Genomic DNA, 16,310 nt, shown 5'->3' on the forward strand with positions numbered 1-16,310 from the left:
TTTAAACGGGGCTAGCATCCCAGGATTTTCATCCCCCCTTCTTCACAGCTGCGGGACTATATCCTGGGGGACCACTATAGACCCTATAACGAAGTCTATAATCTCAACTGCTATGAATATGCTTCCAGCTGAGAGTAGGAGGTAGAGGGATAGGTAGAAGTAGAAGGATGTTTTTGAGCCTGGTGTCACTCTTGTAACCACGGCGCTGTTGACTATGACCAGTGTTGTCACGAAGACGAGGTTAAGGAGGGGGAGGAGGCTGACGTCCATGGATCTGAAGGGGAATATGGATGCTATCTCGGGGGGGAGCTGTGTTGTGAGCTGCTGCAGTATGTTGGAGAAGAGTTCTAGAAGCTTGCTCATAATCAACAGTATTATAATCGCAGCACCATGCATTATGAAGAGAGTAGAGGAGAACGTGCTGGCAACCTGGTATCGCAGCTTCCTAAGACGGTTCATATCGTTGTGATGATCCGATATCAGAGCCCCCGCCAGGTTTGGGTCGCCTCCCGCCTCCACGGTGTCCGTGAAAATGATTATTCCTCTCCTAGCCATCTCACTCCCCGTTTCGGCCGAGAAAAGGTCCCACGCGATGGAGGGGTTTATAGAGTTCTTCAGCCTCGTGTAGAGCCTCTTTATCGGCCCCATCAATATACCCAGGTTGCTTATTAGGAGGGGCTCTAGGGCTTTCACCATGTTACCAACAGTCGAGAGGTGGCTGCCGTAGCTCCTTATGAATACCGGGAAGAACTCGTCTACATTCCTCACCTTAGACTCCTCCATCCTAGCCAGAATACCTATTGGAAGTAGAAGCAGCCCCGCGGCCGCGTAGGCCATTACCAGGCCTGTGAAGTCCAAGCCGCCCCTTAGGTAGACTATACCTGCCCCCACAGCCGCCCCAAGTGCCATGGCAAGGCCGCCAGCGGCCTTCAAGAGCCTGTACTTGAGGATCTCGGGGTCTCCCCTATACTCGAAGGGCTCTTGCTTGAGGGACATAAAGACCAGCAGGCCCAGTAGCACCGCCCCTACAGTCACTGCTGCGTAGGAGAGGTAGAGTATCCTGGTGTCGCCGCCGAAGAAGAAGGCTAGCACCATAAACGTGGACACCAGGAAGACTAGGCTGCCAAGCATGGTTACGTATATCCCCAGCAACACCCTGGCCGAGTTCATTGTCCGGGTGTAAACGTTCTCATACTCGGCCAGCAGTGTCCTGTACTCCCTCTCGAAGAACTCCTCAACATCCTCACCAACAGCCAGAACCCCGCTCAGCCTCTGTAGTATGTTTCTTAGTATCTCCCCCTCGACAGAATCCGCCATAATCGATACTGCCTTCGGAAAGCTGTAGCCCCACTCCTTTCCCAGATCGTATATGCTTCTAAACAGCCTCGAGTACCCGCCGTATACCTGGGGGAAGTCTGCTATCGCCCTGAATATCCGGCCCACCGGTGGCTTGCCCGAGGCTACCAGCCTCATGTGGAGGAGTATGTAGAGTAGCTCGGCGTCGAGGACGTGTATCCTGGAGGCCATCAAGTATAGCATAGCCTGGAGGCCGGCGAAAGTGAGCATTATTACTATGGCAGTCAGATAGCTTGTAGGAGGCTCCATTACGGCTGCGACAGCCCCGGCTACGGGCAGGCCGAGAAGTATCAACCCGACCCTGTAGAAAGCCTTTCTGGCGGTAGCCCGCAGCCGGGGCACAGTTATCACGCCCTAGCCTAGTCCAACAGCTCGTCCCTCTCGAGACGCTTCAGAGCCTCCTCCACCCCGATGTTATAGGCCCTCACTATAGCCTTGTAGACGTCGAAGTAGTCTAGAATATTCTTGTCAACAAGGGTCTGCAGGAAGCGCCTCCTCAGCTCCAGCTCCTCATATATTATAGACAACTCCCTCCTAGGTATCCCCTTCATAGTAGCTATCTTCTCCTCAAGCAGGTAGCTTGCCCCTCGGCCCGAGAATATGAACTTGTCCCTCACCGGGTCCCAGGTGAACGATGGTACAGCTGCTATAGCGCCGCTTGAGGGGTCGTACCCTATTATCTCGTCTATCTCTAGAACCCTCCTAGCAGGGAAGCCTTTCACGTGAACGGCGCTCTGGAACCACGCTATGTTTAGGCTGTCTATGTTAGTCTTTGGAACGTTTATAGGGTGATTCGTGAGCCTCTGAAGCAGCCTGCTTAGGTTGGCTGCGTGGAACGTAGCCATCACCGGGTGCCCTGTCTGCATAGCCTGGAAGGCTATGTTACCCTCGGCACCCCTTATCTCTCCGACTATAATGTAGTTGGGCCTCTGCCTCAGGGCGGCCCTTAGAAGGTCGAACATAGTTACACTGGTCTCAGGCTTCCCAGTGTTCCTCGTGAGCTCCCTCGTCCAGTTGGGGTGGGGTAGAACTACCTCGGCTGTATCCTCTATAGTAACTATCTTGGCGTCCGGCCTTATGAAGACGGATATGGCGTTCAGGCTTGTGGTCTTGCCGCTTGCTGTCTCTCCACATATGAAAACGCTCATACCCTCCTCCAGCATCATCCACATGTAGGCCGCTATCCTGGCGTCGAACGTGCCCCATTTTATCAGCTGTGTAACACTTATCGGAATCTTTGAGACCTTCCTTATAGTGAAGTTGCTCCCCTTGAGGCTGACGTCGCTACCGAAAACTATGTTAATCCTGCTTCCATCGGGTAGTGTAGCATCCACCACTGGCCTGGCGTGGCTTATCGGCTTACCTATCTTCTCGCCTAGCTTAAGTATAAAGTCGTCAAGCTCGCTCTCACTCTCAAACCTAATGCTTGACTCCAGGCTCCTGAACATCTTGTGCACTACATAGACGGGGCCGACTCCGTTGCAGGAAATATCCTCTAGGTAGGGGTCCCTGAGGAATGGTTCCAGAGGGCCGACTCCAACCTTCTCCCTTATGAAATGGTATTTCAGGTAATTATAGTACTTCTCAGGCACTACTATGCGGCCACGCTTGACAGCATACTGCCAGCTACCGTTGCCGCCGTCACCACCCCCTAGATTCTCTGTAGAGGTTACCGTGACAACCTTATCGAGAGCGGCCAGGAGAATCCTCTTCTTCTCCTGGCTACTCCTCGGGGCATCTTCCTCGCTCAGAACAAAGGCTATCCTATAGTCTATAAGCCTAACAAGGTCCTCAGGGGGCTTCGGGGGCTCCACAACGACATACTTGTTGTACCCGCTCTCCGACAAAGGATCGTTGTAGGCGTGTATGAATATGCCGAAGCCCACTGGGTATACCACGTTGAACTCTCTCGCGTTCTTCATGGTAGAAGGAATCTTCTCCACCAGCTCCGGCTCCTCCCTGCCGGTATCCGAGGTAAACCTCCTTATATACTCCTCCAGATACTCCGGCCTGTCCCCGAACTCGGGCTCGCTAACCTCAATATCCCTAAGCCCCCTCCCACGCCGCCTCCCAAACACCCTTAGGAACGACAAGCCACTCACCCCCCTTAGACGCTCGCCAGGGCTATCGGGACTAGCTTTATCCCGAAGGATGGGTCCACGTCAAACGTTATGGTCGGGTCGAACTGGCTTCTAGCCCCCTTGAGCTTCACAATCTTCAAAACCTTCACTGTCTTGCCAGCAAGGCTTGCTAGAGAGAGCTTCATGTATCCATCGCAGGTTGCCCTAGCCCTGGTGGTTAGGTCCTCCCTGAGGACGCCTTCGTGGAGGGTAAGTATGACTAGCTTGCCCCTGTCCGCTATTAGCCTTACCGTGTTGAAGAAGTTGAGAACTCTTATGGGAGATGAGTAGATCGCCATGTGGCTCAGGCTATCCACTACGAGGACCTCGTACCTGTGTGACTCGGAGTCGAGGAACCTCGAGATCATGTCGAGTAGAACAGTGGCGCTCCGGCGCCCCCATCTAGACCCCTCGAACTGGGTAGAGTATACGTCAAGCCTCCCCTTGAGGAAATGCTCTGTTAAGCTTATCCCGGCCGCTTCGCTCTTCAGGATGTACCCCCTTATAGTTGACTCTGTGACTATAGCCAGGCCTCTGAGGCCCATATCCAGCGCTCCCTTCAAGAAGAGCTGTGACAAGGCTGTCTTTCCCGTGCCGTGGGGGCCTTCGATAATGAGTAGGCTGGGGAAAGGCACACCCCCACCCAGCTTTATATCGAACTCTTCATTCCCGGTTGGAACTATCTCAACCTTACCGTTTACCCTCCCGTTCGACGCCAAGGCTCCTCACCTTAGGTATGAGAATAGTGCTCTCGAGCCTGTGGAGTAGGTGAAGATTATTGTGACCTCGTCCATCTCTAGAGAAACTATTGTATTCTTTGTGCTCTGGCTTAGGTTTATGTCGAGGACGATTGTCTCTCCGGGGTATACAGGCTCCCCGCCGATGTATGTAACGTATGTGATACCCCTGTCAGCGTCGATCCTTCCTATGAGTGTGGGCATCCATTCAGCACCGTAGTCGAGGGGGAGGGAGAGCGTGATACCCGTCCTAGAATTCTTGAAGACTATTATGAGGTCTGACGACGCGAAATCCCATATCGGCCTGGATCCTGTATTAATTATTTCAACCGCTTCTGGTATATCGAACTGGTCCACGTAAACCCTGTACACTTCAAGCTGAATGCCAGAGTACATGTTTTCCTTCATTATCTTCTCGTTGAAGTTCTCTGCAACCAGCGTGTCAACTGAGGATACTAGATAGCCTCCTACCAGGGCGAGAACAGCGATAAGCGCTATACCCACTATAGCCCCCGAAACGGCGGTAGACACCCCCACCGCCCAGTCACCCCGCAGGCTCTACGAACGACATCTTCGCGCCGGTGGGGGTTACGAGTATAAGCTTAACCGGGTTCGCGTACGCAGATGGAGGGTAGGCCACAATTTCGATGAGCTCGCCCACGTCCCATACCCCATCCTGGGAGCCGTGCTCAACGTAGCTCCAGGTACCCTGGCCCCCCGTAGTGCTATAGGTGTAGTAGTCGAGCTCGCCACCGTATGGGCCGAGGAAAACCTCCATTCTCTCGAGATTAGTCATCGGGGTGAGACCAGTATTCTTTAAATATATCCTGTATACATTGCCCGCATCATCGTACACTATGTAGACCAGGGTAACTTCCGTCCTCATCTTATCGGATATGCTCTTATAGATTGACTGGAGAGAGTTTCCAATCTCGTACGAGCTGAAAATTGCTATCCCCGCGAAAAGACTGGCCATAGTCACCGCAACTATGGTGAGGAGGGCGTGGGCTATTACTGTTGATTCTCCCATCTCCTACCACCAAGAAGCCTCACCACAAGCCTAAACACTTCCTTCTCAAATTCTTCATCCCTGACCCCAAGGCTCCTAGCTATGCTGTAGACAGCTATGATCTGCTCCTCGGGTGTGAGGCCTAGCTTCCTGGCCTCCCTCATCAGGTCTATATACTTTCTAACAACCTCCCTCCTCCTCCCATCAAGCTGCCCCGAAGCCTCTAGCAAATCAATTATCTTCTCCAGGACCTCTGGAGGCATGCTCTCTCCTAGGTTCCAGAGAGTCTTGGCAACATCTACCAGATCAGCAATGCTGGGGTGACCACCCACTCCACCAGGCTTAGAGATATTCTTGACGGTGGCCTCGTAAACACTCCCGAAGCGCTCGAAACTATCGGCCTCGAAAGGATGACCCTCCATATCCTCTCTAGAGGCCTCACTTTCACTACCGCTATTATCACCCGGGGTCTCAATAGCCTTCTGGGGCTTAGGGGTATGTGAGCTGCTATTCTCGCTGCTTCCAGGGCTTGTTGCCTGAGATAATCTCGGATACGAGCTAGACAAGGGGATGTTGGGTGTGAATATCCTGGGGGAGGCGCTTACAGGGGCGAGCTCCTCCTCACCCCCCTTCTCACCATCATTGCCCTCACCCTCATCAACCATAACCTTCCTCAAAGGGTTCCTAGACTCAAGAAGCATACTCCTAAGCTCTAGAACAACCTCTCTTAGGGACTCAAGAAGCTCCTTAAGCTCCTTGTCGCTGTCCCCACCTCCCATGCTGGCCACCCCCAGTGCTTCCCTCCAACTACCCAGGTCGGCTTCCACACCTCTCCAAGCGTCATCGAAGCAATCTACCTTAAACTTACAAATAATATTATAAAAAAATGTTTTATATTACAAAAAAATTGTTTTTGGCTAGCCAAGGCTCACAGCACCATCCGTCGGGAGGGAGGCGGGAATCATCCTCTCTACCGTCAGGGCAGCCCCCTGGATAGGCCTTATCTCAACCTTAAACTCATCATAGCTGTTTAGCGATGCTGGTAGCTCCATGACCAGTAGGCCCTTCTCGCCATGCTCCAGTACACTGTCTCCATCGCCGTTGAATATCACAAGGTAAGCGAATCCAGCTGTGCATGCTCCATCGATGGTGGTGTCATTTATTATCGTGGAAAGCTTGCTGTCGGCTAGGGTGCTGCCGTCGAAGACTCCACAGTAGGCGTTCTCGTAGAAGCCGCTCGGCAGCATAACCCTGACAGTAGCCTTATCAACCGACATGTCAACACCCTCCCTGCCGGGCGATACCTTGAGGGGGACGGCTACGGCGTCAACGCTCCCTGTGGCTACATGGGCTATTACGCTGCCGTCAACCTCAAGGGCGGAGGTAGCCTCCTCAAGACCCCTCTGCATGACCTCCTTGCTCTTCTGAGTGGTGAACAGACCCATGTTCAGGGCGACGAAAGCCAGCGCCGCAGCCACTATCACGAAAGCTATCAGAACTATCGCAGCCTCAATACCCACAATACCTTTACGCCGCCTCACGATCTCGCACCCTTTTGTCGCTTGGGCCAGTTATAATAGATAGTCTCTTTGTTCTGTAGAGGCTGATCCTCGTGGCGTAATACCCGGCCGTCCACAAGTATTTAAGGGAGTTCTATCTGGGAGGCTCGTTCCCCCGGTTTTTGCGTCTAGCCGGGTGTTCAAAAACGGTATTACAGCGGGTGAGCCTAGTTTAAAAGGGGGATCCTGCCGCCTGCGGGATTTACTTGGTCTTGCTCTGGGCTGCAGCTTTCCGGGATACCCTAGAGTAGGCTGCTAGCCCTGCGAGTGCTGTGGCTGTGCCTGCGGCTATGAGCATGTGCTCAGGGGTTCTAGAGTAGCCTTCAACCTTGTAATCCAGGGTGAAGCCTATCTCGCTGCCGAGGGGTACTGCTACTATGGCTAGCGACGTGCCGGGCTTTATCCTCGCCTCCGCCTCTGCTACCCCGGCTTGCGGCTCCACCTCCTCGACAGCCCCTATGGTGGGTAGGAGCTGTATCGTCTGTTGGCTAGCCTTCACCACGCCCCACCCATAGACTATACCAGCCCTTATGTCTGGCTCGACGTTTCTCCCTGTTATCTCTATGTTTATCGCCGCCAGGGCGTCGAACAGCATGAGGGGGTCTCCCGAGACTGTGAGGAGGTAGGCCCGGCCCACGCCCTCCAGCCGTACATCCAGCGTGCCTGAGGATGCTGTGGGCATGGCTGCTATGACCGCGGCCCCCCCGGTGCCCACTGGTATTGTGCCTGACCAGATGCTCTCGGTCTTGACTCCCCAGAGGCTGGCGGCTAGGCCGGCTACTATCAGTATAACGCCTAGCGCCGCTAGCAGTCTGGCGGCTAGGCCCGCGAGTATCCTCCCCGTCTTCAAGGCTCTAGCCTCCTGGTGAAGTATGATAGGGCTGAGGAGGCGGCTGCCAGGGCTAGCAGGGGTACTAGGAGGGGCTGCCAGGGCTGTATCTCGCCCCCGCCGTAGTAGAGCACCACCACTCCTGGGAGGTATGAGGCCGTACCCAGGTCCACCAGTATCTGGCTCCCGGTCACCCTGCCGAGGAGGTAGAGGAGTGTCGAGGCTACTACTATGTATGCGAAGTAGAACGCCACGCTCAGTATGCCGCTCGTCCCGGGGCTGCGGGTGGCAAGGGCTATTAGCATGAAGAAGGAGCCGTACATGACCGCCTGGACTGTGTAGGCTAGGAATGTGGATAGGTACTCTACGGGGCTGCCTATGGCCACGGGCAGCATGACTATGGCTACAGCTATTGTCGGCGCGCCTAGTATAACCAGGCTGGGTACTAGCACTCTGCTGGTGTAGAGGGCTATGGCTAGGTGGAGCCTGTTGACAGGGTAGGAGGCCAGTAGCTGGAGCAGCCCGTTCTCCATCATACCAGTTATACCCGCGGCGCCTCGGAGGGCTAGGAATATGGTTGCCGCGAAGAGCGTGGGGTCTAGGGCGTAGCTCAGCATGTATGAGGCGCTTGTGAAGGGCTGGATTACTACGAGGACGGAGGCTAGACTACCAACTATAACTACGAGGACATCCAGCCCCGGGGGCTTGAGGGTGTCCATAAGGTCGACGAGGGCTATTACCCCGGTCCTCCTCAGCGCTCCCGGCCTGCTCAACCGGCCATCGCCTCCTCCACACCCGGCTCCACTAGGTCGACGCCGAGGACCTCGACGCCCTGCCTGGCGAGATGTGCTAACGCCTGGTAGAAGCCCGGCAGGGGTTCTTCGACCCTGACTAGAACCCCCAGCCCGTCCTCCACCGCGCTGAAGCCTAGGCTCCTGAGCAGTGCTGCGGCTCGGCTGGGGTCTGAGGTCCTCAGCCTCGCTAGCCTGGCCCTCCTGAACAGCTCCTCCGGCCTCCCCCTCGCCGCCAGCCTGCCGGCTGTGAGCACGTATATCCTCGTGGCGACTCTCAGCAGCTCTACTATGACGTGGCTGGAGACGAGGAGGGATAGGCCGTGCTCCCTGTTGAGCCTGGCTAGGAGCCTGAGGACCTCCCTCCTCTCCAGGGGGTCTAGGTTTGAGGTGGGCTCGTCGGCTACGAGGAACCTGGGCTCGCCTAGGAGTGCGTGGGCTATCGCTGCCCTCTGCTTGAGCCCCGCGCTCAGCTCCGAGAAAGCCTTCCACTCGTGGCCCTCGAGCCCCACAGCCCTTATAGCCCAGTCAACCCTGGAGGGGCTGGAGCCGTAGACGGCCGCCGCGGACTCGAGGAACTCCACCACCGGCATGGAGGAGGGTAGGTTAGGCCTTTCAAACACAACCCCCACCCCCTCCCTAGCCCCGGGCTCCCTCCACGGGTCTAGGCCGTTGAGCAGCACCCTACCAGCGTCCCTCCTAGCCAGGCCCAGCGAGACCTTTATGAGCGTTGTCTTCCCGGCGCCGTTGGGGCCCACGAGGCCGACCGCCTCGCCGCGGCCTACCTCTAGGCTAACCCCGTCGAGCACCGTCTGACCCTTGTACCGCTTAACTATACCCTCGGCCTCTAGAACTGCGTCCAAGAGCTCACCGCCCCCTGAGGGCTAGCCACACCACAGTGTTGTGTTGGTTGGGCCGATTTAACCTGAGGACCTCGCCCCCGCCGCCCTGAGGGCTAGGAGGGAGGAGAAGGCGAGTAGGAGCGTGCTTAAGGAGACTCCAACAGCTATACCCTCGAGCCCCATGGCCCCGCTTAGGATCCCGCCGAGGGGGGCTCCCAGGGCTACTCCAAGTATGTTGCTCACCTGCTGCACCGCTACTGAGGTGCCCCTCGACCATGGAGGGACTGTTATGGCCAGGTATGTGCTGAGGGTCATGCCAGCCCCTATGAGGGGGCCGTAGAGGGCGGCGAAGAGGGCTACCTCCCCGGCGGAGTGGGCCTGGGCTAGAAGCGAGGCACCGGCTAGCGCTGAGGCAGTTGCAGACGCTATCGCCAGGGCGCCGCGGCCAGCGTCTATAAGCCTGCCGGCGAGGAGGAAGGCTGGCAGCGATGTTAGGGAAGCTAGGCCTATAGCCATCCCTGCAACCGCCGATGCCTCCTCCTCACCCCCAGCTACCCCCTCCCCTGTTAGGGCTGTGGATAAACCGCCTACTAGCACTCCAAAGCCCAGGTAGAGGCTGGCCATTGTAGCCGCCGCCCCTAGCACCCTAGCCTTGGAGGCGGCGAGGCCCCGGGCTACCCCGCCCCTCCTTATGACCCCTGGGTCTCTGTAGGGGAGGGCTATGGCGGCGGCGGTGCCGAGGGCTAGTATGAGGGCAAGGAGCCTTAGCGCGTTCTGGAATCCGAGAGCCTCAGCGGCCCGCCCGCCCCCGGCCGAGCCTAGGGCGACAGCTGCACCCACCACCGCCAGGTAGCGTCCAGCCGCCGAGCCCTCCCTCCCCCTCCCGCCCGCGTCTCCCACTATAGAGAAGAACGCGGGGTAGACTAGGCTCCCCCCTATGGCGTGGAGCGCCCTGTAGAGAGCCAGCTCCCCGGGGGTGGAGGCGGTGGTGTAGAGGGCTATGGCCAGCGTATCCCATGCCAGCCCTGCCACTAGGGCCTTCTTCCTGCCAACCTTGTCCACGGCTAGGCCTGCGGCGAGGCTGGCTGGTATGGCTACCATGCTGTATAGCCCAGCTATGAAGCCCGCCTCCGCTTTTGAGGCTCCCAGGTGCTCGGCATACGCCGCGACAACTCCTAGTAGGAACGCCGTGTCCATCAGGCCTGCAAAGCCAGCTAGAGCTAGGAGCAGGCTACCTTTGAGCCCTAGGCCGGGCAGGGCCAAGCCGTCCTACCCCGGTGGAGGGTTGTTTCGGCGCTGCTACCCGTGTATCGTGCTTGCGAGTCGCCTGTAGAACTCTACCGCAACCTCAAGATGGCCTATATAGACGTACTCGTCGGGCCCGTGTATGTTGCCGCCGAGGGGGCCGTAGTCTATAGCCTGGGAGCCCCGCGGGCTGAAGTACCTGCTGTCACTCGCCCCCGCAGCCTCCCTCGGCTCGCCGGGGAGGCCTAGCGACGTGTTTATGGCTAGGGCGAGTCTCACGAGCTCGGCGCTGCGGGGGGTGTAGAGGTAGCCTCCCCCACCCTCGACCCTGTACTCCCACTCAACCCTCGACCCCAGGCTCTCCTCGAGGCTCCTGGCAACCGCCTCCTCGACGACGCTCCGGTCACCGGTCATGGCCCTAACGTCGACAACAACCTCGTGCCAGCCCCCCTCTAGCCTGTAGACGTTGGGCGTCGCCGTGACGCCGTAGTCGCTGTAGAGGAGGCCTGTGGGCGTTATTCGGGAGAGGGGTATGAGGCTTGCTAGGAGTGCTGTGAGGCCGGCGTCGTATACCCCCGAGCCGTCGCCGCCAGGCTCTAGAGCCTCGAGCTCTACGCTCCCGGGGAGTACGTTGCTCTTCACCCACTCGCCGCTGAGGCTCGAGGCGAGCAGGCCAGCCTCCCTGACGAGGGCGGCGGCCTCCAGGAGGGGGTGGGTGTCTACCCCTGGGATGAAGTAGGCTGCATGCCTCGTGGGCCTCCCCCTCACCCGGAGCCCCAGCTTTTTCACGCTCCTCGACACCCCCTCGGCCTCCCCGCTCTCCCTCTTGACCCTCACTACAGCGTTGAAGGCGTTCCTCCTCCTCGTTATGACAGCCCCCATGCTGCCGTCACCGTTAACAACGTAGTCCGGCCATAGCCCCTCGGACCTCAGCCTCTCGGCTAGCCATCCAGCCCCTCTCCCCCCGCCTATCTCCTCGTCCCCAGTGAAGGCGGCCACAACAGTGCCGCGGGCGGGCTCGAAGCCCGAGAGGGCGAGCGATATCGCGGCCACGTTGGACTTGTCGTCTGCGGCGCCCCGCCCGTAGAGCCTCCCCTCGAGCACTAGGGGCTTGAACGGCTCGGTAACTCTCCATCCATGCCCCGGGGGGACTACGTCAAAGTGGGCCATGAAGAGGGTCACAGGCCTCCCGGAGCCCGTCATGTAGAGTAGTATGGGCACGCCCTCGTTCTCCACAAGCTCCATGTCCAGCCCCGTATGCTCCTTCAAAATACGCCTAACCTCCTCCCCCTCGCTAACACCAACATACCTGCTAGCGGAAGGATCGTTTACACTCTCCACCTCGACAAGCCTGGATAGCAGCTCAACAACACTGGCCAAGCCGCGGGCACCAAGGAGGATCTAACGGTGCATACAGGTGTTAAAGTATGGAGTATAGCCTAGGCTATACTAGCAAGGATACCCGATAAAACAGGAGAGCAGCTTTGGAGCGCCGCCTCCATCCACCAGCAGGGCACAACACAAGCCGAGGATCCAGTGGGCGGCCCACAGCACGGGGCGCTAGGGCCAACTCCCCCAGCGCTCCCCGCCCCTCCGGGTGGCCGCTGGGGCCCCAGCAGCAGACGCCGCCGGGCCCTCTGGACCCCGCTCAGGGGCGGACAGCGCAGCTATACACCATGCTGTCCGCCCCCAGGCGAGCAGCCTACGGCCTCGGGCGATTGGGAGCGGCGGGCTACACCCCTCGGGGGCTAAGCCCCCTCGGGGCTCACACCCCCGCCCCATCAACCCCGTCTTCTACGGGAGCCCTCGTGGACGCCGGCTCGAGGCCGGCGCCCAACGGCCGCCTCTTTTCGGGGAGGGGTTCCCGCTTAGATGCTTTCAGCGGTTACCCCCTACGGCTTAGCTGCCCGGCGTTGCCCACCAGGACAACCGGTACACCAGAGGCCGCGGCGCCCCGTTCCTCTCGTACTAAGGGCACCTTCCCCTCAGGCGGCCCACACCCCCCGCGGGTAGAGACCGACCTGTCTCACGACGGTCTGAACCCAGCTCACGTTCCCCTTTAATGGGCGGGCAGCCCCACCCTTGGGGGCTGCTGCACCCCCAGGATGGGAAGAGCCGACATCGAGGTAGCAAACCGCGGGGTCGATGGGGGCTCTCGCCCGCGACGACTCTGTTATCCCCGGGGTAACTTTTCTGTCGTGCCCGGCCCCCACCGAGGGGGCACGAGCGTGCGCTAGGCCACGGTTTCCCGGCCGGACCCCTTGCTTTCAGGGGTCCGGTCAGGCCGGCTTTTGCCCTTGCACTCTACGGCGGAGTTCTGACCCGCCTGAGCCGACCTTTGGGCGCCCGTGTTACCCTTTCGCGGGCGTGCCGCCCCAGCCAAACCGCCCACCCGACGCTGTCCCCCGCCCACACGGGGCGGGGTTAGGCCCCCGGGCGGGGGTGGGTGGTGTTTCATGGACGCCTCCCCACCCCCCGGAGAGGGTGGCTCACAGGCTCCCACCTACGCTACGCACCCCCACCCGGGGGCCAACGCCGGGCTGCGGTAAAGCTCCACGGGGTCTTCTCTCCCTGCGGGGGGATGCCGGACTGTGCACCGGCTCAGGGGGTTCACGGGGCCCCGGGCCAGGACAGTGGGGACCTCGTTGACCCGTTCATGCGCGCCGGAACTTACCCGGCAAGGCATTTGGCTACCTTTCTCCCGGGGGCTCCACCGCCTTATCACAAGGAATAATCTTCAAAATTTCTTCTAGCGAGCGTTTTCGCTTAGACTTTTTATTTAGGCTAGATAGGGAGTACGATTTCAATACCAAGTCTCTTATGACGCAACACTCGACTCGTCTATATTTCATTCGGGTTAACGTTAATACAATCTCACGGAACATCTCGAATCCTCTTTTCTTGACGATTAATGGTAGACGATCCAATTTAGGGATTAGACAATCAGCAAGAGCCTCTAGCCTATCAACCACATATAATGTTAGATGTTCTTGACCTGGTTTCGGCATCAACCTGCCACAGCCAAAGTAGTTTTTCACCACGTTTAACACGTCTTTGCTGTCTTGTGTTATACTGAACACAGGATCGACGCGTACACGACATCTTAGATCCTCTTGAATTTTTATGCTTACTGAGAGGCTAGCTTCGGCATCTATTATTCCCGCCACATATCCCTCCAGTAGACACTGATCCACTCTAATCTATCCTCAATAAGAAGCCAAGAAACCAAAACCCTAATATATGCTGTGACTGGCGGTGGATAACCCCCGTTAAGAGAGTCAGGGTTACTCCCGGCCTTCAGCGGCGCTTCGCCGGGTTGTACCCCGGTTTCACGGACCGCCAGTGGCCAGGGCTCACCCCCCGTACACACCCTTTCGGGCTAGCGGGGAGCTATGTTTTTGTTAAACAGTCAGGCCCCCCTAGGCACTGCGACCTGCGGTCCCAGGGTTCGGGCCCCAGGACCGCAGGCACCCCTTCTCCCGAAGTTACGGGGCCAATTTGCCGAGTTCCCTGGCCCGGGTTAGCCCCCAGACGCCTTGGGCTGCTCACCCAGGGGCACCTGTGTCGGTTCTCGGTACGGGCGCGGGGGATCCTTCCCCACCCCCTTTTCAAGGGCCCCAGGGGTCGGCGGAACCCGCCATAGGCGGGCCATTCCCCCCTTCGGCCGGTTCTCGCCGTTACGGCACTCCCCGGCCTTCGGCAGGTTAGCCGGGTCGCCCCCCTAAGGGGGCCCCCGGTCCGCCTACCCCGAGGCGTCGGGGGTGGGGCCTTGCGTTGCCGCGAAGCGTACCCCCGCGGCACGGGAATGTTAACCCGTTTCCCCTTCCCGGGATCCGTGTTACGGTCCCGGTTAGGACCGGCTGACCCCCGGCTGACGACCATTGCCGGGGAACCCTTGCCCTTTCCGGCGGCGGGGATTCTCACCCCGCTTCGCTGTTACTACCGCCGGGATCCGCGCTCGGGGCGGCTCCACCGGACCTCGCGGCCCGGCTTCTACGCCACCCCGACGCCCGCCTACCGCACGCGGCTCCATCGGAGCCGCGGCCCGGGGTCTCGGCGGCCGGCTTAAGCCCCGACCAATCTTCGGGGCCCCCCGCCTCGGCGGGTGAGCTGTTACGCACTCCCTCTCCGGCGGGCACCCCACCCAAAGGTAAATAATAACGATTTATGTTGCCATCACTAGCCACTAACCCGGCGATGTAGGCAAGTGTAGACTTCATAGGCCTTCTACCCTATACTGGCATGAACTACAGAATGTAATACCAAATCAGTTAAACCCAACACGTGGAAGGGTGAGGTAACCCGCCTTTAGAGGATGGCTGCTGTTAGGCCCACCTCCCCGCTGTCTTAGGCGGGGGACGCCCTTTGGCTTGGCACTTAGCCGGCACTTAGGGGCCTTAACCCCGGTCTGGGTTGTTCCCCTCTCGGCCCCCGGGCTTACCCCGGGGAACCCCACTCCCGCCATCTACGGCGGCCGCAGGTTCGGAGTTTGACTGGGCGCCGGGGGCTTTACGCCCCCTGCACGCCCAATCAGTAGCTCTACCCCACGGCCCGGCCTCCGGCGGGGCTGGCCTGCGAGCCACTTCGGCGGGAACCAGCTATCTTCCGGGCTAGATTGGCCTTTCACCCCTAGACGGGGGTCAGGGGAGCGATTTGCACGTCAGCACCCTTGCGGGCCTCCACCGGGGTTTCCCCCGGCTTCGCCCTGCCCCCGCCTAGATCGCCCGGTTTCTGGTCTCACGGCCGTGACTCCGGGCCCTATTAGGACCCCGCCCCTCACCGGGGTCGCCCCCGGCTGCGGGCCTGTCGGTTTCCCTGCGCCTACGGGGTTGACCCCCTTAAGCTCGCCACGGCCGTGAACTCCCCGGCCCGTGTTTCAAGACGGACGGTGCGACCCCGGTCCGACCCCCTCGTACTCCCCGGTCGCCCGGGTTTCCTTCGGGGGTTTCACCCCTTTCGGGCCGCACCGTATGTCGCCGCCCGGTTTCAGGCTCTTTTCACCCCCCTCCCGGGGTTCTTTTCAGCTTTCCCTCACGGTACTTAGTTCGCTATCGGTCTCGGGACGTATTTAGCCTTGGAAGTCGGTTCCTCCCAGCTTCCCACGGCAATACCAAGCCGTGGTACTCTGCCCTGCGGCACGGGCCCCCACGGTTTCGCCTACGGGGCTATCACCCTCTACGGCGGGGCATTCCAGCCCACTTCGGCTACCGTGGGTCGGCCCGCCGGGGCTCGAAGCCCCAGCCGCAGGGCCGCAACCCCTCATCCCCCCACGGTCCTCCCGTGGGGGATTGGTTTGGGCTCTCCCCCTTTCGGTCGCCCCTACTCAGGGGATCCCTGTTGGTTTCTTTTCCTCCCCCTACTCAGATGCTTCCTTTCGGGGGGTTCCCGCCCCCAAACGGGGGCGCTGCGGGCTCTTCGCCCGCAGCGGGAAGTCCCATTCGGGGATCCCGGGTTCGACGGCTGCCTGCGCCTACCCCGGGCTTATCGCAGCTTGCCACGCCCTTCCTCGGCGCCCGAGCCGAGCCATCCCCCGGGCGGCATAGGTGCCGTAGGCCCGCCTGGGCGGGGCCCCAAGGGCCCGGCGGCCTGCAGTGTACAGGCGCCCCAGCAGCCCCCCAAGGCAGGGAGCGCTGTCTAGGGCGGCCATGCGCCCCGCACGGGCGCCCCGGACCCTCGGCTGCACCCGCTGGTGGATGGAGGCGGCGCTCACAGCAGGGCCCCCGGGGCTCGACCGCGATCCACGCAGTAGCACCCCGGGCTAGCCCTCTCGCGCCCTTCGCCCAGGAGCCCACGGCTCCTGAGCTGCATCCAACACACTAAAC

12 protein-coding genes and 1 rRNA gene are annotated in these 16,310 nt (G+C 59.6%); all 13 read right to left on the reverse strand.

Going from position 1 to position 16,310, the window contains the following annotated elements; all coding sequences use genetic code 11:
• Positions 1-42: 42 nt before the first annotated feature.
• Positions 43-1,698, reverse strand: a complete 1,656-nt coding sequence (locus ACAM_RS06050) for a type II secretion system F family protein (RefSeq protein ID WP_148706448.1) — start codon at positions 1,696-1,698, stop codon at positions 43-45.
• A 17-nt stretch (positions 1,699-1,715) separates the two neighbouring features.
• Positions 1,716-3,398 (reverse strand): type II/IV secretion system ATPase subunit, encoded by a 1,683-nt coding sequence (locus tag ACAM_RS06055; protein ID WP_148706535.1) that lies wholly within the window; start codon positions 3,396-3,398, stop codon positions 1,716-1,718.
• A 65-nt stretch (positions 3,399-3,463) separates the two neighbouring features.
• Positions 3,464-4,195: an ATPase domain-containing protein gene (locus ACAM_RS06060; RefSeq protein ID WP_022541934.1), complete on the reverse strand. Its 732-nt coding sequence runs from the start codon at positions 4,193-4,195 to the stop codon at positions 3,464-3,466.
• Between the two features lie 6 nt (positions 4,196-4,201).
• On the reverse strand, positions 4,202-4,750 hold the full coding sequence (locus ACAM_RS06065; protein WP_148706449.1) for a hypothetical protein: 549 nt from the start codon (positions 4,748-4,750) through the stop codon (positions 4,202-4,204).
• Positions 4,751-4,757: 7 nt separating this feature from the next.
• Positions 4,758-5,243 (reverse strand): flagellin, encoded by a 486-nt coding sequence (locus tag ACAM_RS06070; protein WP_022541936.1) that lies wholly within the window; start codon positions 5,241-5,243, stop codon positions 4,758-4,760.
• Positions 5,225-6,001, reverse strand: a complete 777-nt coding sequence (locus tag ACAM_RS06075; protein ID WP_022541937.1) for a hypothetical protein — start codon at positions 5,999-6,001, stop codon at positions 5,225-5,227. The genes ACAM_RS06070 and ACAM_RS06075 overlap by 19 nt, the downstream gene beginning before the upstream one ends.
• A 138-nt stretch (positions 6,002-6,139) precedes the next feature.
• On the reverse strand, positions 6,140-6,763 hold the full coding sequence (locus ACAM_RS06080) for an archaellin/type IV pilin N-terminal domain-containing protein (protein ID WP_022541938.1): 624 nt from the start codon (positions 6,761-6,763) through the stop codon (positions 6,140-6,142).
• Positions 6,764-6,983: 220 nt separating this feature from the next.
• Positions 6,984-7,631 carry a hypothetical protein gene (locus ACAM_RS06085; protein ID WP_022541939.1) on the reverse strand — a complete coding sequence of 216 codons (648 nt, stop codon included), beginning with the start codon at positions 7,629-7,631 and terminating at the stop codon, positions 6,984-6,986.
• Complete coding sequence (locus ACAM_RS06090; protein WP_022541940.1) at positions 7,628-8,383, reverse strand: hypothetical protein; 756 nt, start codon at positions 8,381-8,383, stop codon at positions 7,628-7,630. Before ACAM_RS06090 ends, ACAM_RS06085 begins: the two co-directional genes overlap by 4 nt.
• Positions 8,380-9,264: an ABC transporter ATP-binding protein gene (locus ACAM_RS06095; protein ID WP_022541941.1), complete on the reverse strand. Its 885-nt coding sequence runs from the start codon at positions 9,262-9,264 to the stop codon at positions 8,380-8,382. The genes ACAM_RS06090 and ACAM_RS06095 overlap by 4 nt, the downstream gene beginning before the upstream one ends.
• Before the next feature lie 57 nt (positions 9,265-9,321).
• Positions 9,322-10,506 carry an MFS transporter gene (locus ACAM_RS06100; protein WP_022541942.1) on the reverse strand — a complete coding sequence of 395 codons (1,185 nt, stop codon included), beginning with the start codon at positions 10,504-10,506 and terminating at the stop codon, positions 9,322-9,324.
• Positions 10,507-10,542: 36 nt separating this feature from the next.
• A complete protein-coding gene (locus ACAM_RS06105; RefSeq protein ID WP_022541943.1) occupies positions 10,543-11,868 on the reverse strand; it encodes a M20/M25/M40 family metallo-hydrolase in 1,326 nt (441 codons plus the stop codon).
• 319 nt (positions 11,869-12,187) lie between these two features.
• Positions 12,188-16,043, reverse strand: a 23S ribosomal RNA gene (locus ACAM_RS06110).
• Positions 16,044-16,310: the final 267 nt, after the last annotated feature.

Origin of the sequence: Aeropyrum camini SY1 = JCM 12091 (assembly GCF_000591035.1) — an archaeon.
GTDB lineage: Archaea > Thermoproteota > Thermoprotei_A > Sulfolobales > Acidilobaceae > Aeropyrum > Aeropyrum camini.

What these genes read in the sequence shown, in the direction of transcription:
- ACAM_RS06075 (WP_022541937.1), bottom strand. Translation starts at nt 6,001, where the DNA reads ATGGGAGGTGGGGACAGCGACAAGGAGCTTAAGGAGCTTCTTGAGTCC.
- ACAM_RS06070 (WP_022541936.1), bottom strand. Translation starts at nt 5,243, where the DNA reads ATGGGAGAATCAACAGTAATAGCCCACGCCCTCCTCACCATAGTTGCG.